15 protein-coding genes are annotated in these 21,484 nt (G+C 53.1%); 14 read left to right on the top strand and 1 reads right to left on the bottom strand.

Annotated elements, in window-relative coordinates; all coding sequences use genetic code 11:
* Positions 1-2: 2 nt before the first annotated feature.
* The 14 genes from U9S71_RS15890 (at position 3) to U9S71_RS15825 (ending at position 20,086) form a co-directional block, all read left to right on the top strand.
* Positions 3-1,118, top strand: a complete 1,116-nt coding sequence (locus tag U9S71_RS15890; RefSeq protein WP_326328591.1) for a fasciclin domain-containing protein — start codon at positions 3-5, stop codon at positions 1,116-1,118.
* Positions 1,108-2,229: a DUF5007 domain-containing protein gene (locus tag U9S71_RS15885; protein WP_326328590.1), complete on the top strand. Its 1,122-nt coding sequence runs from the start codon at positions 1,108-1,110 to the stop codon at positions 2,227-2,229. The genes U9S71_RS15890 and U9S71_RS15885 overlap by 11 nt, the downstream gene beginning before the upstream one ends.
* 7 nt (positions 2,230-2,236) lie before the next feature.
* On the top strand, positions 2,237-5,422 hold the full coding sequence (locus U9S71_RS15880) for a SusC/RagA family TonB-linked outer membrane protein (protein WP_326328589.1): 3,186 nt from the start codon (positions 2,237-2,239) through the stop codon (positions 5,420-5,422).
* Between the two features lie 17 nt (positions 5,423-5,439).
* The gene (locus U9S71_RS15875; protein WP_326328588.1) at positions 5,440-6,981 is read left to right on the top strand and encodes a RagB/SusD family nutrient uptake outer membrane protein; all 1,542 of its coding nucleotides are present in this window, start codon (positions 5,440-5,442) and stop codon (positions 6,979-6,981) included.
* Positions 6,982-7,022: 41 nt separating this feature from the next.
* On the top strand, positions 7,023-7,748 hold the full coding sequence (locus U9S71_RS15870; RefSeq protein ID WP_326328587.1) for a hypothetical protein: 726 nt from the start codon (positions 7,023-7,025) through the stop codon (positions 7,746-7,748).
* Positions 7,749-7,752: 4 nt separating this feature from the next.
* On the top strand, positions 7,753-9,384 hold the full coding sequence (locus tag U9S71_RS15865) for a DUF5008 domain-containing protein (protein ID WP_326328585.1): 1,632 nt from the start codon (positions 7,753-7,755) through the stop codon (positions 9,382-9,384).
* A gap of 10 nt (positions 9,385-9,394) precedes the next feature.
* Positions 9,395-11,083 carry a DUF4983 domain-containing protein gene (locus U9S71_RS15860; protein WP_326328584.1) on the top strand — a complete coding sequence of 563 codons (1,689 nt, stop codon included), beginning with the start codon at positions 9,395-9,397 and terminating at the stop codon, positions 11,081-11,083.
* 12 nt (positions 11,084-11,095) lie between these two features.
* Positions 11,096-12,466: a discoidin domain-containing protein gene (locus U9S71_RS15855; protein ID WP_326328583.1), complete on the top strand. Its 1,371-nt coding sequence runs from the start codon at positions 11,096-11,098 to the stop codon at positions 12,464-12,466.
* 57 nt (positions 12,467-12,523) lie between these two features.
* The gene (locus U9S71_RS15850; RefSeq protein ID WP_326328582.1) at positions 12,524-13,546 is read left to right on the top strand and encodes a PKD domain-containing protein; all 1,023 of its coding nucleotides are present in this window, start codon (positions 12,524-12,526) and stop codon (positions 13,544-13,546) included.
* Complete coding sequence (locus U9S71_RS15845) at positions 13,543-16,287, top strand: hypothetical protein (RefSeq protein ID WP_326328581.1); 2,745 nt, start codon at positions 13,543-13,545, stop codon at positions 16,285-16,287. Before U9S71_RS15850 ends, U9S71_RS15845 begins: the two co-directional genes overlap by 4 nt.
* 229 nt (positions 16,288-16,516) lie before the next feature.
* Entirely contained in the window at positions 16,517-17,095 is a 579-nt protein-coding gene (locus U9S71_RS15840) for an RNA polymerase sigma-70 factor (RefSeq protein WP_326328580.1), read from the top strand.
* Positions 17,088-18,038: a FecR domain-containing protein gene (locus U9S71_RS15835; RefSeq protein ID WP_326328579.1), complete on the top strand. Its 951-nt coding sequence runs from the start codon at positions 17,088-17,090 to the stop codon at positions 18,036-18,038. The genes U9S71_RS15840 and U9S71_RS15835 overlap by 8 nt, the downstream gene beginning before the upstream one ends.
* Positions 18,039-18,045: 7 nt before the next feature.
* Entirely contained in the window at positions 18,046-19,569 is a 1,524-nt protein-coding gene (locus U9S71_RS15830) for a hypothetical protein (RefSeq protein WP_326328578.1), read from the top strand.
* Between the two features lie 37 nt (positions 19,570-19,606).
* Positions 19,607-20,086 (top strand): hypothetical protein, encoded by a 480-nt coding sequence (locus U9S71_RS15825; RefSeq protein WP_326328577.1) that lies wholly within the window; start codon positions 19,607-19,609, stop codon positions 20,084-20,086.
* 3 nt (positions 20,087-20,089) lie between these two features.
* On the opposite strand, the gene U9S71_RS15820 is transcribed toward U9S71_RS15825, so the two are convergent.
* Positions 20,090-21,445, bottom strand: coding sequence for a TrpB-like pyridoxal phosphate-dependent enzyme (locus U9S71_RS15820; protein ID WP_326328576.1), 1,356 nt, complete (start codon positions 21,443-21,445; stop codon positions 20,090-20,092).
* Between the last annotated feature and the right edge of the window lie 39 nt (positions 21,446-21,484).

Below are 21,484 nucleotides of genomic sequence, written 5' to 3'. Positions count from 1 at the left end.
AGATGAGCGCAGTTTGGAATAGCTTGAAATACGTAGCCCTCGTTGCGGCAATTACGGTCGCTTCCTGCGGGGAAGATGAGGGGTACTACGCCCTGAAAAACCCTGCCGAAGGGTTCGATGGCACGGTGTTGGAATACCTGGAGAGTAAACCCGGAGTTTACGATTCGCTCCTCCGCGTGGTGCGGCGACTGGGGTTGGAAGACGTACTGCGCGACAGTACGGTTACGGTATTTGCCCCGTCAAACGCCAGTTTCCAATTGGCCCTCACCAACCTCAATAATTTGCGGAAACGGAACGATAAGGAGCCCGAATACCTCGACAATATAGACGAAGTACAATTGGATACCATGGTTGCCCAATACATCCTGCGTGGTAACTATCCGACCGATTCGTTGGTGTTGAAAGACGGATTGCAGCTATCGAGCGTGCGGTTCGGCTACCCCATGCATGCCCGGCTCAACGACAATTCGTCGTCGGGATACGTTACGGGCGGACCTACCTCGATCCAGTTTTCCGATACCAAACGGAGCCTCTTTGAGCGCGATTGGATTTCCACTACAACAGGGTCGGTGAACCTTACTGCCGCCAACGGGGTAGTTCACGTGTTGAATCCCGACCACGTTTTCGGATTCGATGACTTCAGCAGGCGGCTGACGTATATTCCGCCGCCACCCAACCTCTTTTTCCTCATTGGCGGTACGGTTTCAGCCGAACGGGAAGCCAGTGCGGGGCCCGATAGCCGTGAGGCATCCAAGTACGTCTTTGACGGCCACCCCGGCACGAAATTCCTCATCGGAAGCATGGGATCGGTGTGGTTGCAGTATGAGCTGAATGAACCGGCCGTAGCCAATGCGTATACCATCACCACGGGCTATGATTCGGAAGCCTACCCCGAGCGTGACCCTGCCGACTGGACCCTGGCGGGCTCAAACAATGGCGAAGAATGGGTAACCCTGGATAACCGCCTCGATGAAGAATTTGCACAGAATTCCATCACGCGCGTTTACCGCATCAATAACAAAACAGCCTACAAATTCTACCGGTTGGACATCACCCGGGTACGGAGTGGCAGTACGCTGCAGATTGGCGACTTTACGGTTAATAGAGATGAACAATAAAATCCTCCATAAGATGACTGAGAACTTAGGTTTCCTGCGGTTTGCGGTAGTATTGGCAGTGCTATCCACGGTTGCCTTAAGCTGTAAGGACCTGTACGACCTGCCGGCCGAGTCGGAATACCTTAGCCCGAATATCAACTACGCCAACCGGACGTTGGAGCCCATTATCGGGCGGACGGCAGAACTGGGGCAACCGAACATGGACAACTCCACACAACCCATGGAATTTGAGATTGTGAATGCGCGCTATGGCGATGGCCGGCCGGTGACCGATATCTTCCAGGTTCGGCCGGTAAAAGTGTGGATAGCCGATTACGACGGCGACGAAACCAGCCTCGAAGAAATCGAGGCGAAGCGGCGCGTCGAGGAGCGGCCGATATTTGAGGTGACCCCCTCCGGGAAGTTCATTTTTTGGGGATCATCCACCAACGCGCTCGTGCAGCCACGGCCATCAGACACGGTGCTGCTGGTACAGGATATCCGGTATTTTGACTTGAAAGTAACCAACGCCGGCGGTACAACCATCCTCAAGGATTTTCAATTGATCCCCTGGCTGGAACGTCCGTATGACCCGTCGGACGATATCAACCCGTATACAGGGGGCATCGCGCCGGATCCCGAAGATCCGCGCCACCCGCTGAAGCGTGATTACATCCGTCCATCGCTTGCTAATGTCATCGGTGCTGAATCTGACCGTAATTTGGGAACAGATAACGACGAGTTAGACAATGTGGTGGTTTACATCAGGCCGTTCGAGGGCGGCAATGGCCATAATTTGCGGTTTGTGTTTTGGGGGCCGGACTCAACAACAATCAATCCGGCCCTTTTTAACGAAACGGTGTGGGACGAACTGGTGCACGGGTTCAACCGCGTGGAAACCGACGAGTACGTACAGTATGATGTGGCCTACCCGATTCCATTGGCGGCTATCCAGACCGATTATACGTCCGGCCTGTCTGCTAAGACGAATTTCAGGTATTCCCGGATTGGATTCGGCGATGCCTTGATAACAGCAAATATAGGATTGAATTTCCGGATTTACCGCGAAGGGGATTGGCAGGTAATTTTCCATTTCCGTAATGAACTCCCAAAGTTTGAAGATGAATTTTGATCGTACTATGGATTTATTAAAACAACTATTGGTCAAGGTAATCATCGGCGTATTGGCCATGCTGGTTACGGTGGCTTGGGTAAATAAAGCCTTTGCACAAACGCAAGCGTATACCATCATTGTAGCCGGTGATGACAACCTGCCCATGCCTGAAGTAACGGTGGCCACGGCGAGCCCCAAACGCGATTTGGGGATTACCAACGTACGGGGGATGATCACGGTGAATGTGGCGCCCGGAACTACCCTGGTGTTTACATTTGTAGGCTACGAAACGGAGCGGATCCGTGTAACCTCTGGTCAGGAGCGAATTACCGTGCGCATGCACGCCTCGCAGCAAAGCCTGCAGGAAGTGGAAGTGGTGTCACGGGGTTACGTACAGCGTTCGCGCGAAACGGACCCGGGGTCATCGTACAAAATCTCCGGTGCGGAATTGCAGGACCGGCCTGTGGCGAATATTGAGCAGCTGCTGCAAGGGAAAGTGCCGGGCATGAACATCCAATTGAACACGGGGGCACCGGGATTCCGCGGCACCACGCAGATCCGCGGGCTCTCCACGCTTACCGTTACAGGTAGCGGCGACGAATCTTTCCTGCAACCCACCTCGCCACTGGTGGTGATAGACGGGGTGCCCATTGAAGGCGATGCGGCCAGCGAATACGGGTTTGATCAGCTGGGGCCCGGCGTGTCGCCCCTCTCCCTCATCCCACAGGAAGATATCGAAAGCATCGAAATACTGAAAGATGCCCAGGCAACCGCCATGTACGGCTCGCAAGGTGCTTATGGGGTGTTTATCATCACCACCAAACGCGGGCAATCGGAAATACCTCGCGTACGGTATAATGGGGCTGCATTTTTAAAGGCCCCACCTGCGCTGCGGCCCACGCTGGGCGGCGCACTGGAACGGCGGCTAAAGATTAAACAGATTCTGGAAAATGCAACAAGTCAGGGGAATATCGATAGGATTTCAAACACCCCAATGCTGTCTGATAGCCTGAATGCCTATTTCAACAACTCCACCGATTGGCAGTCGTTGTTTTACCGCACCACATATAACCAAACACACAACCTCACCATTGATGGAGGTGACCAGCAATTTAATTACAAGGCCAACCTGGGGTACTTTCAGGAAAAGGGTATCATTGAAAACACCGGATTTTCCCGCTATAATGCCAACCTGAATTTCCAGTATCAGCCCACCCCACGGTTGAGCTTCAAAGGGTATATGTACACCCAGCTCGGTAAACAAAATAAAGGCAGCGGGCAGGGGTTACTGCAGAAGGGGGTAGCCCGCAACGGTTTTGCCTCCACGCTGCTGCCGCCGCCGAGTTTCTACCTGGCCAGTTCCGACTACCTGTCGTCACTGACCACAGCCAACGACAACTACACCCGGGTGTTGCGGCCCGTGGTTGAGGCCAGTTTTATGCTCACCGACGCCATCCGGGCAACGACCTTCTTCAGTTACGAGTTCCGGTCAGAGGGCGAAGATACCTTCACCCCGGCGGCGGCAAACGGCCAGTTTGCCGAGGTTTACTCCTATACCGGCCGCGAATCGCAGTTGTACAGCCGAACGAACGTTACGTACTCGAAATCATGGGGCGATCGACATAACTTCTTCGCCAACGTCTTCAACGAAGTCCGTATGAAGGCGCGGCAGAATTCGGCCACCCGGCAAGAACGGACGCCAAATGACCAGTTTCAAGGGCCTTTGGGGTTTGACGGCGAGCGTTCGCGCGGTGGCGGTATTCTCGATTACCGCGATGAGCGTGCCGCTTCGTTCGCCGCGATGGCATCTTACGATTACATGAAGCGTTATGTCATCGATATGGCTTACCGCATCGACGGATCGTCGGGCAACGGGTTTGAAGACCTGTATTCCCGCAACCCTACCGTGGGTGTCCGTTGGAATATCCACCGCGAAAATTTCGGCGAGAATGCCGACTGGCTGGATCTGGCCTCCATCCGAGCCAGTTGGGGCATCAACGTGGTGCCCAACGGCACGTTGGAACGGATTTATGGAAAGTACAACATTGAAGGCAATTACAACGGTGAACAGGGCATTGGCCTCGATTTCGGCCAGATACCCAACCCGCGGCTCAAACCGACCACGTCTACCCAGTATAACCTCGGTGCAAACTTTACGGTTTTCAATGGGAGGCTTGACCTGATTTACGATACCTATTACAAGAAAGTGGATTACCTGCTGTTTGAGCAGCTCCTTTCAAACACAGTAGCATTCGATAGGTTGATCAGCAACGATGCAGGGATTACCAACTACGGACACGAGTTGGCCATTACGGTCCGGCCGCTGCCGCGTACCAACCCCTTGAACCTGACCATTTCGGTGAACGGCGCGTATAACAGGGATGTGCTGCTCAGGCTGCCCTCCGATTATGGTGGTCAGTTCATCCAGTCGCGACGGGACGATGATAATGAGTCGCAACGTTACATTTTACGGGTCGGGTTCCCGTCGCTCTCCAACTATGCACTCATTAACGACGGGGTGTATTCCACGGATGCGGACGTGCCCATTAACCCGGCAACGGGGCTGCGCTACAGCGTCCATGGCCAGCCTTTCCAAGCCGGCGACCCGATTTTCCGAGACCTGAACGGCGATTATATACTCGATGAAAACGATTATACTCGCATCGGTAATACCCAGCCTCTGGTTACTGGCGGATTCTTCATCGATGCCCGGTATAAAGGGTATGGTTTATCGTTCAATGCGTCTTACACCGCAAAGCGGACCATCCTGAACAACGCCATTGCCCAACGGCTCTCGTTAATGCAATTTCCGTATGGCACAGAGGCCGGTGGGCCGGGGCCCCAGGTGGTGGTTCCACTGGACGATCTGGACATGTGGCGGCAGCCCGGCGATATCGCCAAATACCCTTACGCGTACGATTATTCCCGGATCGGGATTATCGACCCGTTCCGCTATGACCAGACGTTGTGGGCCGAAGATGGGTCCTATTTCAAAATCAACAGCATTGTGGCGTCGTACCAATTCGACCCGCGGATTGCCCAGAGCTTCGGTCTTAACCGGCTGCGTGTGTACTTCTCTATGGATAACGTCTACACCTTCTCGAGTTACTCGGGGCCCAATCCGGAAAACGTCACCGCCCTGGGGCGTGATGTCTCGAATGGATACCCCGTGCCGCGGACATTTACTTTTGGTTGTAACATCGATTTTTAAGCGATATGCAAATGAAAATGGTTAATATTCATCAAATAAAACGGATTGCACTGGTTGCTCTGCTATGCCTAGCCGGGGGGTGCAAGGAGTTTCTCACCGTGGAGCCGCTTGATCGGCTAACGGGCAATAACTTTTACCTTTCCCGCGACGACGTGGAAGCAGCATTGGCCAATATGTATAGCCTGTTTTTCGACAAACTGAGCGAGTCGTGGGTCATCGGTGCCGTGGGTGAGGCCCGGAGCGGCGAGATGCGGGCTTCGCCCGAACACCGCGAACACGATACAAAAGAAGTGGTGGAAGTGCTGGGTAAGAACCAGCTGCTAAGGGCCATGAACACGTCGTTGTATAACGGCCTTTATCGTTTTGATTTGATTACCAACTGGGAGAATTATTACAAAGTCATCCAATCGGCCAACATCCTGATCGACAAGTTACAGGAGGGCATCCCGGGGCTCAGCGCCGCGGAGACCGATCGGTATATTGCTGAGTCGACCTTTATGCGCTGTTTTACTTATTTCTGGATGGTACGGCTTTACGGAGACGTGGTGTATTATACGGATCCATATCACTCCGATCCGTTGCCGCGCGAAGACATGGTATCTGTCATCAATAAATGCATTGCCGACCTTGCGCCACACAAAGACAACATCCCCTGGGTATATGGCGATGTCGCCCTGCGTGGTGCGCGGGCAAGCCGCGGCAGCGTCATTGCATTGCTGATGCACATGAACATGTGGAATGCCGGGTTCGACCTAAGTAACCGCGAATCGTATTACCGGCAAACCGCCACATTGGGCGAAGAAATTGTAAATAGTGGGCCATACCGGCTGTTGCCGATGGATGACGATGGCTGGGCCGAGGTGACCAAAGGCCGTTCGGAAGAAAGTGTGTTTGAATTTTACCGCAGTATCAATTATGGCGATAATGTACGGTTATTGGCGGCCTTTGGCGACCATTTCCTGCGGTGGCCGTATAAACACCCCCGGCAGGATAATTTCTATAGCCAATGTTATTATACCGCCGAATACATGGAACGCTTGTTTCCCAGTGGCGAGGGCGATAACCGCAAAGAGGTGTGGTTTGAAAACATGCTGGCCGATAACGGCCTGTTCACGGCGCGGAAGTTTGGCCTGAACGTTTACGGTACGGACAATGAGAGCACCAACCCGGATAATACGTATATGATTTTCCGCTACGCGGGTGTCATATTGCTCTGGGCGGAGGCATTGGCAGAAGTGGCGGAAAACGACAAGGCAGTTACCGCATTGAATATGGTACGTCAACGCGCCGGTGCTGCTTTTTACCAAGGTGGAGGCGGGCAGGCGCTGAAAGATGCCATTTTCCTGGAACGGAACCGGGAAATGTTTGGCGAGGGCCACCGGTATTTCGACCTGATACGCACACGCCGTATTTTGAACTCCACATGGACCGCTTGGCCGCTCAACCTCGATCAGTTTAACCGCCGCGCATGGACGTGGCCAATCAGCGGTGCGGCATTGCAGTTCAATCCGGAGATGGTGTTGAATGATTATTGGTTGCCGGGTGGCGGGGGAAGTTAACGATGGCATGCGTATGATGTTTTTTAAAGCAGATTAGGAGTATGGAAAAGACCATGAAAATAATAATGATGCTGGTGGGTTTTGCCGTGATGGCTACCGCCTGCAAGAAAGACGATTACTACATCGATGGTGGACGGGCCATTGCGACCTTTGATGGCACCATCCTCGAATACCTGGAAGCACATCCGGTCCATTTTGATTCGCTGGCCCAGGTGATCCGCCTGGCGGGCTTGGAAGATGTATTCAACAACGATACGTTGACATTTTTTGCGCCCAACGACCGGAATATCCGCGAGCTGATCGGTGATTATCGCCGGGGAGGGGTAAATACGGAACTCTATCGGTTAAACCGCGACACCATCCAGCAACTATCGGATATCGATCCGCTGATCTGGCGGAAGTACCTGCTGCGTTACATGTTCCACGGCAAGAATATGCTCGCCGATTATCCGCAGGTCGACTTTAGTGTGTTGAACGCGTTCCCGGGGCAGAACTACTATTCGTACGATAATACGGTATGCAATATCGGAGTGGAATTTCACGATGCCGATGCGAATGGAAGTGTATTAAAGTATGGTGGGTACCGGCAACTGGCCATATCATACATTCCAAATGTGTCCTTTCCATTCGCCGATTGGCAGCGTGTATATGTGATCTCGTCCGACATCCAGCCAACGAACGGCGTGGTGCATGCGTTGGCCTACTTAAATTCCCGGTTTGGTTTTGATAACCGGATGTATTTTGACATAATTGATAGTAAACGATAGCGAAATGAAGAAAATGAATAACCCATACCGACTCGTTATCGGAGTGATGATCGGACTCATTTCGGTCCTTTCGTGCAAGGAAGACATTAAGTTTTTCGGCGAGCCATATGAACCGGGAAAGGAAGGCGTTGGTATTTCCATAGACCGCACGCGTCCGCCGGTTCCTGCCTCCGGCGAGCCGGGAACGGTGATTGCTGTAGAGGCTACCGGGCTATTGCCTTATAAAGACCAATTGATTTTCCGTTTCAACGGCGAGCAGGGCGAAATCCAGGAGGTCACCGAAGAAGGGATCAAAGTAATGGTGCCCACGTTTGCCAGTACCGGCGTCTTATCCATTTCGGTGGATGATGTGGTGGTATTCGGGCCCGAATTTGACGTGGAGGGAAACGTACGGATAGACCCGACGTTTGCCGCCACCCAGGGCGCAAATGGGCAGGTAGCCGATATTCTCTTTACTAACGACGGGAAGATGCTCGTGGTAGGCGGCTTCAATAATTACGACAACAAAGGTACGGTGCGGCCCATTAACCGGATAGCCAGCGCTTTCCTTGATGGTGCTTATGACCCGTCATTCCGGTCGGGTATCGGAACGAGCGGCTTCATCAGTTCCATTGTGCAGCTGGATGATAAGTACTTTATCGGTGGCTCGTTTTCCGATTATGCCCAGCAGCGGAGCAATATCAGTAACATCACCATGCTCAATAGCAACGGCACAATCGATACGATGGGCATTGATACCTGGCGTAGGCCAGACCAAGAGGATACCACGCAATATTTTTCGCGCTTCAATGGCGGGGTGCACGGCGGTGGTATAGGCAAGGTGTACAACCAAGACAACAAGCTGTTGGTTACCGGGGCTTTCCGCTACTACGTGTCGCGGCAGTACGACAAGGCCAATCGGTTAGAGACACGTGATACGGTTATTATCGATAGCATCGAAATGCGCCAGCTGGTACGGTTCAACCGCGATGGTACGCTGGATAAAACATACCGTTATGACGAGTCGACCAATAAGAGCCCGATAGGGGCAAATGCAGCGGGCGTTGCCTCCATTTATCACGAAGAAGGTGCGTTGGCCGGTAAACTGCTGATATATGGCCAGTTCAGTAAATTCGACGACCGGGACGTTGGCCGCATCTTACGGCTCAATGCCGACGGTACCATTGATGAAACATTCAATGCGGGGCAGACAGGCTTTGATTTTGATGTTTACGAGGTTACATACAATAAAACCACGAGGAAGTATATGGTTTGCGGCTATTTCCGATCGTATAACGGTACACCCGTTGGCCAGATCGTATTGCTCAACGAAGACGGCTCGCTGGATGATTCATTCCAAGCCAAGACGTTTACAAACGGAAACCCCACCTATGCCCGTCAATTAGCCAACGGATTGGTCTTCGTATCGGGCAATTTCCAGCAATATGGTGGGGTGGTGCGGAACGGGATCATGTTCCTCGACGCGGCAGGCAACCTCGCCGAGGGGTACAACAACATTGGTACGTTCCGTGGGTCGGTATCGGAAGTGTTCGAAACCCGGTCGGCCGACAATAAGCCCGCATTATTGATTATCGGCTTTTTTGACCAGTTCAATGGCGAGCCGGCACATAACATCCTTCGCATTTTACTCGATTAAGCAATTGGATATGAGCAACAAAATAAAAGGAATAATGGTAATGGTTGCGCTGTTGGGGGTGTTTGCCTGCCAGGAGCAATTCGGTCGGCTGATTCCGGAAACGGACCATAGCGACACGGTTGATGTGCAATACGGCGACCCCAAGGTACTATTGGTGATTGTGGATGGTGTCCGCGGACAGTCCATCCAGGAAATTGAACCACCCACGGTGCGCAGCTTATTGAACACGGCTATCCACTCGTGGGTATCGGTGAGCGACGAAGGTACGGTGGAGCCGGGTGCAAACTGGGCGAGCATGCTTACCGGCGTGTCCAAGAGCAAGCACGGTGTGCTGAATAATGATTTTGACAATGCCGATTTTGACGCATTTCCGCCCATGTTCGAACGGCTTCGCGAAGCCGATAATACCATCCAGTCGGCGCTATACACCTCGTCTGCACTTTTCGGTTCGGCATTTAGCGAATCGGCCGATCAAGCCGAGGTGCTGGCGGATGATGCGGCGGTTACCGCAGCAGCGGCCGCTGCACTGGTTGCAGGCGACGAAGATGTATTTACGGTACATTTTACCAGCCCCAACGCGGTTGGTGCTGCGCAGGGCTACGATGCCTCGGTGCCGGCGTACCGGGAGGCCATTATGGATTTCGACACCCGGCTGGGGGAGCTGCTCACCGCCATGCGTTCCCGTGCGGATTTCGACACCGAAAAGTGGTTGGTGGTGGTCACCTCCAGCATTGGCGGTGATTACCCGGTAGCCGACGACGATAACGACAACACGATTTTCAGTCGGCCGCTGAACAATACGTTTACCATTTTCAGCTCACCCACGTACAAAACACGCTATATCGCTAAGCCGTTCGCGGGCAACCGCTACCAGGGGAATTTCATCCGTTTTGACGAACGGCTGTACGGCACCGTAACAGACGAAGGAGACAACTCGGTCTATAATTTCGGGGAGGGATCATTTGCCATTGAGCTGAAAGTAAAGAAGAATAAAACCATCAACCAGATCTATCCCGCACTATTGAGCAAACGCGGTGAATGGAATACAGAAACCGACTCGATCGGGTGGACGGTCTTCCTGGAAGATAACTATTGGCGTTTCAACGCCCGCGGCACCACGGGCGGTGGCCAGATTTCCGGCGGCGAACTGTCAGACGGAACGTGGAACAGCATCGCCATCGTGGGGCGTATCGTCAATGGTGAGCGGGTGATCATCACGTATACGAATGGCGTGAGAAATAATGAGGTTAATGTGAAAGACTGGGGTGCCATCGACAATGAACAACCGTTGCGCATCGGATATATGGGCCCCAATGAAGACTGGGACCCGGATGCCTTCATTTCCGATGTGCGCATCTGGAAATTAGCATTGGCCGAAGAGGTAGTAAACCAGTACGCCTGCGAGATTGGGGTAGACGAGAACCATCCGTATTACGATGCGTTGGCGGGCTATTGGCCGGTGACGAATTATGATGATGGCCAGATTGAAGACCTGGGGCCATTGGGTAACCACGTGGAGCTTTCCAACACCGGCGAGTCTTCGGTGCACCTCAACGAGTTGATTTGTGCCCCCAGCAGCGAAGATCTGGCGGCAAACGTGCCCCGTGCCGTGGATGTGCCTTTGCAGATACTTACATGGCTCAAAGTGTTCGCTGAAGAGAATTGGCAATTGGATGGCCGGGTTTGGATAGATCAGTAAATAATGACGACAATGAAATTACGCATTTTTCCATCAATCTGTTTAGGGGTCGCCGCGCTAGCTATGGCATGCAGCGACACTAAATTGGAAGATTTCGGCATTGAAAGCGGAACCCCCGTTACGGTTGAAACGGGAGCGGTGGCCGACGGGATTACTAAAACCGGTGAGACGGTAACCATCCGTGTGGGCGTTACGTTATCGGCACCGGCGTCGAAAGCCTTTCAGGTAGAGCTTCAATTGAACCCCGATACCGTGGAGCAACTGGCGGCGACGGGGCAACTGGATGGAGCATTCCCTTTTCCATCGATTGGAACAACGCTGCCCAATGTGGTCAATTTTACCTATGGCGCGTCGGAGAGCACGTTCCCTGTAACGTTCAGTATCACCGAACTGGAGAAATTTTATGGCGAGAAGATCGCCATAGCCGTCGATCTCGTAAACCCCGGCAAGGGTAACCAACTCACATCGGAGACGACAACGCTGATCGTGATGAATACCACGGACCTCCTGGCGATGGAGGATATCCACTACGTATCCATCGCCAATGGCGGCGGCGGTGAATTGGAAGTGCGGAACCGACGGAATTATACCATCTCATCCGATGGGGTAAACATACCGCTTGGTATTTCATTGGTGGGCCAGCCGGGCCGCTTTTTTGATGTGAAATCAAAAGCTTCGGCCGATACGATCCAAAAATTGATTGCCGACGGCACGCTACCGCCGAATACGGTTGCCCTTACATCCGAACAATTTGAGTTGGACTCCAGTTTACGGGTTTCCAGTAATACGTCGCGTGGCGAAATGGGGATGATTGTACCCATGTCGGTGATCAACGAAAACGTAGATAAGGTATTAGCCATACAGGTCGAAATTACCGAAACCACCCGGCATTTGATCGACCCGGAAAAGAGCTACGTTATTGTGGTCATCTATCCGGAGTTTGTCATCGAGACGGATGTGACCGAGCTGGGCACGCTCAGCGTGAGCCGAGATAACAACGGCGGCCCCGACAACAACGAGGGCTCCCCGAAACTGGTGGATAATAACATCAATAGCAAGTTCCTCCAGTCGAACTTCTCGGGCGATCTATGGGTACAGTTGGTGTTTGACGAGCCGCAATTGGTAGGGGCCTACACGATGACATCGGCAAATGATGCGCAAACCAGGGACCCGAAGACATGGGACCTGCAGGGGTCGATGGATGGCGAAAACTGGGTGACGCTGGATAGGCGGCAAGATGAGGAGTTTGTGGGGAGGTTCCAGACCAAGCGGTACGATTTTGAAACCAACGTGGCATACACCCATTATCGGCTCAATATCACCGAAAACTGGGGGAGCTCCCTGTATCAACAGGCCGAATTACGGCTGATCCGTGTGCCGTAACGGTTCATCCATAGCGGTAGGTAAATTTATGAAATAGCTAAGCAAGCGAATAGCGATATGAATACGAAGATCTTTATAGGCTGGGCACTATTAGCCCTGATCATTTGGGGGTGCAGTGATAAGGAAGTTATCGAACCGCCCAAGGAGGAAGAGCCGAAGCCAACAGCGGACTTCTCTTTCGGACAGGTATCGGAAGATGATCCCTTTACGTTTAAGTTCGACAATGCGTCGACGAATTTTGCCGTTTCGCGATGGGAATTTGGTGACGATAGTACCTCCATCAACGAATCACCCACGCATACATTTCTGAAAACCGGCGTGTTTAATGTGAAATTGCGTACGGAAAATAACGACGGCTATTGGGCACAGCGAGAAGTAATCATCAACCTGCCGGCCGACTCGCTGTTGAAGTTGAATGCATCATCGGGCGACCCCGGATTCATGAGTTTAAGTTACAACGCAGTAATGCCCTTGCAGGAAGTGCGCTGGTTTGCCGGTGCCGACACCAGTGAGTTTATCACGGCCGGCCCATCGGTGGATGTTGCCGTTGAATCGGGCCGATTGGATGATCTTACCCTGAAAGGCACTACCGCCAATGGATCGGTGGTGGTGGTGTACGGACAGGTGACGGACCTGGGTTTGGTGCGTGATGTGACCAACGAGGCCAATTTAACGGTGTCCCGGGATAATTCCAACGGCCGCGAATCGGGTGAAGGTTCGCCGAAATTGATAGACAATAACACCGAAACCAAATTCCTGCAGTTCGACTATGTCGGCGACCTGTGGTGCGAGCTAGGCTTCTATGAACCCGTGGCCATCTCGGGATACTCCATGACCTCGGCCAACGACGCCGACGGCCGTGACCCGTTGAATTGGAATCTCGAAGGTTCCAACGACGGTGAAACCTGGGTGACATTGGATGTCCGCGAGGGTGAAGATTTTCCCGAGCGCTTCCAAACCCGTACGTTTCTTTTTAATAACACCACGCCATACCTGGTCTACCGATTGAATATCACCGAGGTCAATTCGGGTAGTTTGTTCCAGTTGGCAGAGTGGCGGGTATTATCGTTTCAGAATTGACGCTATACAAACATATCCGGTATATTTCCGTCATGCTGTTCATCGTCGGGCAGACGTGCTGGTGTGCTGCGCAAGCGCCATTGGATACGGTCGTAGCCAGGTTGCAAGGATGGGAGCATCAGCATCGGCCGGAGCGGGTGCACATCCATACCGATAAACCCTACTATTTAGCCGGCGATACCATCTGGTTAAAAGCCTACACGGTAATTGGCGCCGACCATCAGCTCTCCGGCTGGAGTGGAGCCGTATACGTCGATCTGATTTCCGAAACGGATTCGCTGGTCGCAGCGCTGAAACTGCCGTTGATGGCGGGGCTGGCCAAAGGAAATATCGATCTGCCCAATCACCTGCGGGCCGGTAACTATCGCCTGCGGGGGTACACCCAATGGATGCGCAATGCCGGACCAGCTTACTTTTTTGATGAATTGATTCCTGTCGGCACCATGTCGGAGGGCATACTAAAGGCGAATGCCAGCTACCAGTATCAACCCGATGAAAAGGAGGTGATCACGACCATTAGCTATACCGACGAGCAGGGGAGCCCATCCGTTGGAACCCCCGTTCGCTACGTGGTGAAATCTTCACAGGAACAAATCCGGGTGGGCAACGGGAAAACCGATGCCGACGGCCGCATTTCACTCGGATTCAAACCCAAAGAGGGGTACGATACCTTGACGATGTATATCGAGACGACGATTACCGAAGATGGTCGTAAACAGACACACAAATTTCCAATAAAATCCACGTTCGGCGATTTTGACGTCCAGTTTTTTCCAGAAGGGGGCAGCGCTGTTGCAGGCTTGCGTTCGCGTATCGCGTTTAAGGCCATTGGTACGGATGGATTGGGTCTGGATATCAAAGGAGAAATATTGGATAGCCAAGGTAAGGTGGTTGCCAACCTGGAAAGTGCCCATGCGGGGATGGGGGTATTCTCCATGCTTCAAGAGCCTGGGCAGACCTACCGCGCACGCGTGAGCCTGGCGGATGGCAGCACCAAGGAATTTGAACTGCCAGCGTCCGTTACTTCGGGCTACGTGCTTTCTGCTTATGCGCAGCACGATCTGGGCGAGGTGTTGATCCGCTTACAGGCTACGGAAAATCGGTATGGACCGGTCGGTTTGATGTTGCACCGGCAGGGGCAGGTCTATTACGCGGATAACCTTTCGCTCTCGGCACCGATGACGGTGCTGCGCTTACCGGTAACTGACATTTCTTCGGGCATTGTGCAACTTACGCTGTTTGACGCCACTGGGAAGCCGGTGAATGAGCGGGTGCTATTTATCGAAAATGCCGATACGTTAAGGTTTGGCGACAACGGCTGGCCCGTACGAGCCGACGGGCGCGCGTCAACGACCTTGGATTGGAACACGACAGATTCAGCGGGTCACCCTGTGCTTGCCAATTTTTCGGTGTCCGTAACCAATGAAAATGCACTACCGGTAGCGCACGGATCGGAGCGCACGATTTTTTCGCAGCTGCTGCTCCGTTCGGACCTGAAAGGGTACGTTGAGCAACCCAATTATTACTTTTCCGACGTAACGGATGAGAAGCGTGATCACCTCGACCTGCTCATGATGACGCAGGGCTTCCGACGGTTCCTCTGGGACGAACTTCTAAACGACAGTGAGGACATGGCCAAACTGCCCTATCCGGTCGAGAAAATGGTCAGTTCGATCAGTGGCAAGTTATTATCCCTGCGCAACCAGAAGCCGGTTCCCAACGGACGGGTTACCCTGTTTTCTACGAATGCCAATGTAGCCTTGGATACGGTGACTAACGAGGAAGGCGAATTCGTGTTTGATAACCTGATGTTGACCGATAGCATCAAGTTTACGGTGCAGGGCCGCACGGCAAAAGGTGGCGATAAGGTAGAGGTTGTTTTGGACGCTCTGCCGGGTTTGCCGGTAAGTGCGACGAAGAACCGTGCCGACCTTATGCTCGATGTTCCGACTGCCGTGGCGACCTATACCCGGCAGGCCATGGCGAGCGACTCCCTGTTGCAGACGTTGGGGCTGGAAAGCCGTATCATCCACTTGGATGAAGTAACCGTTACCGCTACCGGGCAGTCCAGGTTTGCACAGTCGGCCAACATGAACGGGCCGGGCAACGCAGATCAAATCATTACGGGCAATGAGCTTACGGCATGCCTAACGCTACGCGCTTGTTTGGAGGGACGTTTGGCAGGGGTGGTTTTTCGGACAACGCAGACCAACTTCGGTCCCGTTGGGATACCGCACAGCACCCGCGGCGGCGCGATGCTGGTGGTGGTGGATGGATGGACGATGGACCCCAATAGCGAATCCGGTCAGTCTGATATCGGTGGCATTTTCGAGCAGGGCATGCTAGACGCTTCCCAAGTTGTCAGCATTGAAGTGCTCCGTTCGCCGTCCCTGACAACCGTTTACGGCCTCGGCGGCCGGAACGGGGTGATTATCATTACCACCCGTGGCTGGCAGCCCGGCGCAACGCCCAATTACGATACCAAGCTATACGCTCCTAAAGGCTTCAGCAACGTCCGTGAATTCTATTCGCCTAAATACGGTACGTCCAAAGTCTCCGATGCCATTGCCGACCGGCGGACCACGGTGTATTGGAACCCCGATGTGAGCACCGACGCTTCCGGAAGCGCCAGTGTCCAATTTTTCAATGCCGCTGGGCCGGGTAGCTACCGCGTGGTGATTGAAGGGATTGGGGCCGGAGGACAACTGGGAAGGAAGGTTTTCCGTTATCACGTTGATTAAACCCAGAATATTCATTAGCACTTCTATTACGTGCTAAAACTGCTTCAAATTCAGTCGCTTCGCTGATATTTTCGGCCTCACATAGCGTTGCTATGCCTCAGCCTCCAAACATCCTGACTTTATTGCAGTTACAGCCCTCATTACGAAAGCTAATGAATAATCCGGGTTAAAAATCAAAAAATATTTCTGGCGTAAGGGTAAAAGGCGGCGAGGTTGTCAATGTAGCTAAATGGAAGTAACTTTGGCCAAAAGCGAAACAGTGACGTATCCCGGTCCCGAAACAGCCTTCGAGGAGGCCTTCAAAAGCAACTTCAAAGCATTGCATGCCTACGCATACTCCGTGCTTCGGGATGAACCGATGGCGGAGGAAATCGTGCAGAATGTATTTCTGAAATTGTGGGAGAACCGGGAACGGATGGCGATCCACACCTCCCTGCGGGCTTATCTCTACAAATCGGTGTACCACGAAAGTTTGAATTACCTGAAACACAAGAAAGTGCAGCGTAGGTATATGGAAGAAGCGATGGTGGAACACAAACGTCGGCAAGCCGACGAAGTGGTGGCCGACAGTGAGCTGCGACGCCAGTTGCATGCCGCATTACAACGGTTGCCCGAGAAATGCCGCACGGTATTCCAGCTCAGCCGCTTTGAAGAGCTGCGGTACCACGAAATTGCCGAACGGCTGGGTATTTCGGTGAAAACCGTGGAAGCCCATATGGGGAAGGCACTGAAACTGTTGCGGCTTAGGTTGGCCGACTTCCTGCCGTTGTTGATTGTTTTATTATCAAATCTATGCTGTTATGGATGATGCATTGTTGATGAAATACCTGCTGAACGAAGCGACTGAGGAGGAAGCCAAAGCCGTGCGCCGTTGGGTTGCCGCACATCCAGATAATAAACGTCACTACACCCGTATGGAACTGATCTGGGAGATTAGTAAGTCGGTCGGCCCCGAGAGTGGGATAGACGAGCAGGAAGCTTGGGAGCGCTTTACCGCACGTTTGGACGGCGCGGACCACGCCGCCGCGCCGTCGTCAGCCAAAACGCTCATCCGGCGAATGGGGTGGACGCGTATCGTAGCCGTGCTGGTTATCGCATTATTTACGGCGTTCGCCGGCTATTATTTTGTTGGTGTACGTATCACTGGCGATCGCCTCATGGGGGCGGTGCATGAGACAACCAATTTAGTAGATACGGATACGCTCGCGGATGGGTCGGTCATCACGCTAAGCAAGTTTGCCTCGTTGCGTTTTTCTCAGGGGTTATTCCAGCAGAAGCGAGCGGTCGAACTTCGTAAGGGGTCGGTGTTTTTCGAAGTAGCACACGACCAGGATAAACCTTTCGTCATCCAGTCGGGCAAGGTGACCGTAACGGTACTGGGTACTTCGTTCCACGTAAGCCGAAACGGCGACGAAACGACGGTCATCGTCGAATCGGGCAAGGTAAAGGTGACCGGGCTTGATAAGACTGTGGAGCTGGAAGCCCGGCAGAAGGTGACGATCAACACCAATACCCGACAATTTGAAGAACGTACGGTAATCGGTGTGCTCGACCATACCCCGTTATGGCGTATTGCCGAGATGCTGGAGGATGCGTACGGCGTGGAGGTCACCATTGGCAACGAGACGATCCGCGACCTGCCGATGACGACGACCCTGCACCAGGGTACGCTGGACGAGACGCTGCGTGTGATCACGGAAACGTTGGGGGTAACCGCCACACGGCGAGGTAATCAGTACGTGTTCAATTAGTTTGGGAATGCGGTATCGTCTGATGGTTGCCGGTTTGTTGCTGATGGGATTTACCTGCGGGGCCCAACCGTATCTGGCGCGCGAAATCACCGTTAATGGTACGGATGTCCAACGTTTGGGCGATTTGCTGGATTCGATAAGCCAGCGGCAGGCATTCTATTTTTCGTACAACAGCGACGTGGTAGCTACCGATAAACAGATAAACATGCCGCCCTATCGCGGTACGTTGGTGGGTTTCCTCGAACAAGTGTTTGGTGCCGACTACGTATTTAAGGAAAGCCCTGGTTACGTCATTATCCGTTATGCACCGCGACTGATTGACCTTACGGTACATATAGAAGAACGGCGGGGCAGGCCCTTGTTGGTGGAGGGGAAGGTGAAAGATGCCGGTAACGGAATGGGCATTAACCAAGCCAGTGTTTACGAGCGGAATGTGCTCGTGTCTACGTTATCGGACCCGGGAGGAAATTTTAAACTGGCTTTCCGGCGGCCCAACGAGACGATATGGCTAACCATTAGCAAAGAAAATTACCGGGATACGACCATCGCGCTCTTGCTACCTGTGGAGGTGGGTTCGAAAGCTGCGGCGAGGCGGTATTGGTTTTTTCCCGAAAACGATGGTGCCGGACTGGAAGGGACGGCGTTCGGGCGCTTTTTTACCAGCTCGAAACAACGCATACAGCGGATCAATCTCGACGGGTTCTTCGCCTATAATGCCTATCAGATATCCCTCACCCCGCGGATAAGCTCCCAAGGCTTGTTCAATAGTCAGGTGGTCAACCGAGTTTCGTTGAATATCATCGGCGGACACACCGCTGGCGTGAATGGCATTGAGGTAGGTGGTGTGTTCAATGTCAACCAGCGAGACGTTGGTTATTTCCAAACCGCCGGACTGTTCAACCTGGTGGGCGGGCAGGTAAAAGGCGTGCAAGTGGCCGGGATATCCAATATCGTGGCCGGCGACGTGTTGGGCATACAAGTGGGTGGTGTAAGCAACCGCGCTGGAGATGTAAAAGGCATGCAACTGTCTGGTGTGTTTAATGTGGCCGACAATGTGCGAGGGGTCCAACTAGCGGGGTTGGTCAATATTGCCGATAGCAGTGATTATCCCATTGGATTGGTCAATCTGGTGAAAAATGGCGGGCGGAGAGTTGGCGTAGGCGTCGCCGAGCCTGGCATGGCCTGGTTGACTTTCCGCTCGGGCGGCAAGGTGATGTACGGGCTTGTCGGTGTTGGTTATGGTGTGGATGGTGGGGCGCAACAATACGGTCTGGAAACGGGGTTGGGCGCCCATCTGCTAACAGCGGGCATGTTTGGGTTTGATGCGGAGATTGCCAATCTGGCCAGCACCGGATTCGAGAAAAACAGTAGGTCGCGGCAATCGCTTCGGTTATTGCCGAAGCTCCGTATCGACCATCATTGGGCGGTAATGGGCGGTCCCGTGTTAACCTACGGTTATCGAGGTACCGATAGCGGCCGCAAAAAAACGTTGCACACTGGTCTATACGGTGGCCTCACATACGGATGGTAGGCCCATCAAAACGGTATTTTATATTATTTTTGCCTTTGTGGGTAGGTTACGCTTTTATTTCGACGGGCTGAGGCACTTCTTTGTGGCGCATTCTCGCCATGGCACCCATTCACCCTTCGTTTATCGTCTAGTGGATGAAGTGATTTATGCCAAACGCCTGCCTGGCGAACCACGGGATAAGGCTAAACGCTTGACCGCGCGGCTTATTGATCGGTTTCAGCCAGACATGGTGTTTATACTGGCTAACGAACCGATACCAACAGCTCGCCCAGATTTCGTTATTGTCGACGCTGGTACGCTCGAAGAGCCTGTCGCCCAATTAGAAGCATTGTGGCCGCAACTCCATGCCGGCAGTGTAATGGTGCTGCCGGGTATCTACCGCGATACGGGGGCAAAAGCGCTGTGGAAATCCATTAAAATCAAGCCTGAAGTAACGGTAACGATCGATTTATTTCACGTTGGGCTGGTATTCTTCCATGCCGGGCAATGCAAAGAGGATTTTAAGATCAGGTACTGATCGTTAAGGCTGTAGTGCTTCCAGGTTCACCAGCTCCGCCGTAAGCTCCTCGTCGGTAAACGAATGATCACGCAGCTTGCCATCGAAATAATCCTGATAGGCCGCCATATCCACAAATCCATGACCGCAGAGATTGAAAAGGATGGTTTTAGATACCCCTTCTTCCTTGGCCTTGTTGACCTCCCGGATCACTTGGGCGATTCCGTGGTTCGCTTCTGGGGCAGGGACAATCCCTTCGGCCTTGGCAAATAGGATGCCGGCCTCGAAGCATTCCAGCTGCTGGATGGCCTGTGCTTCAATAAGTCCGTCTTTGAGTAATTGACTGCACAATACACTGGCCCCGTGGTAGCGCAAGCCACCGGCATGGATAGCCGCGGGTGTAAAGGTATGCCCCAGGGTATACATGGGCAACAAGGGGGTGTAGCCCTGCGTATCGCCGAAATCGTACATGAATTTCCCTTTGGTGAGTTTGGGGCAGGAGGCGGGTTCTACGGCCACACAGCGTAGGGGTTTGCCTGCAATTTTATCTTGTATGAAGGGGAAGGATAGGCCCGCGAAGTTGGACCCGCCGCCCAATGGGGCAATGATAATGTCGGGGTAATCGCCGGTATATTCCATTTGTTTCTTCGCTTCCTGGCCGATGATGGTCTGGTGGAGCAGCACATGGTTGAGCACGGAGCCCAATGCATATTTGGTATGCTCATCGCCCACGGCCATTTCGATGGCTTCCGAGATGGCTAAACCCAGGCTCCCCGGCGTATCAGGGTTAGCCGCAAGCGCATTCCGGCCGGCTTGGGTGTGGTTGGTGGGCGACGAGTGGACTGTTGCGCCAAAGGTGTTCATCAGGATTTTCCGGTAGGGCTTCTGGTCGAAGCTGATCCGCACCATGTAAACCTCGCAGTCGATTCCGAATTGGCTGCATGCAAAGCTCAATGCGGTGCCCCATTGGCCAGCCCCGGTTTCGGTGATGATGCGTTTTACCCCAGCCTGTTTATTGTAGTAGGCCTGTGGGATAGCCGTGTTGGGCTTGTGTGAGCCGCTGGGGCTTGTCCCTTCGTACTTGTAATAGATTTTGCAATCCGTGCCCAATGCCTTTTCCAGGTTGGTGGCCCGAATCAAGGGTGTGGGCCGCCAGATGCGGTAGGCTTGCTGCACTTCTTCCGGGATGTCGATATACCGCTCTGCCGATACTTCCTGCTCAATGAGTGCCATCGGGAAAATAGGGGCGAGGTCGTCCGGGCCTACAGGCTGTTTGGTAGCGGGGTGGAGCGGCGGCAACGGCTTGTTGGGCATGTCGGCCACGATGTTATACCATTGGGTAGGTAGGTCGCGTTCGTTCAGAAGAATTTTCTTTTCCATGTAATTTTACGTGTTTATTAACGAGTTAGGTGTGCGCTT

The sequence above is a fragment of the Parapedobacter flavus genome, from assembly GCF_035818675.1.
Taxonomy (GTDB): domain Bacteria; phylum Bacteroidota; class Bacteroidia; order Sphingobacteriales; family Sphingobacteriaceae; genus Parapedobacter; species Parapedobacter flavus.
The sequence above is the reverse complement of the archived record's forward strand: the minus strand, read 5'-3'. Positions and strand labels throughout refer to the sequence as shown.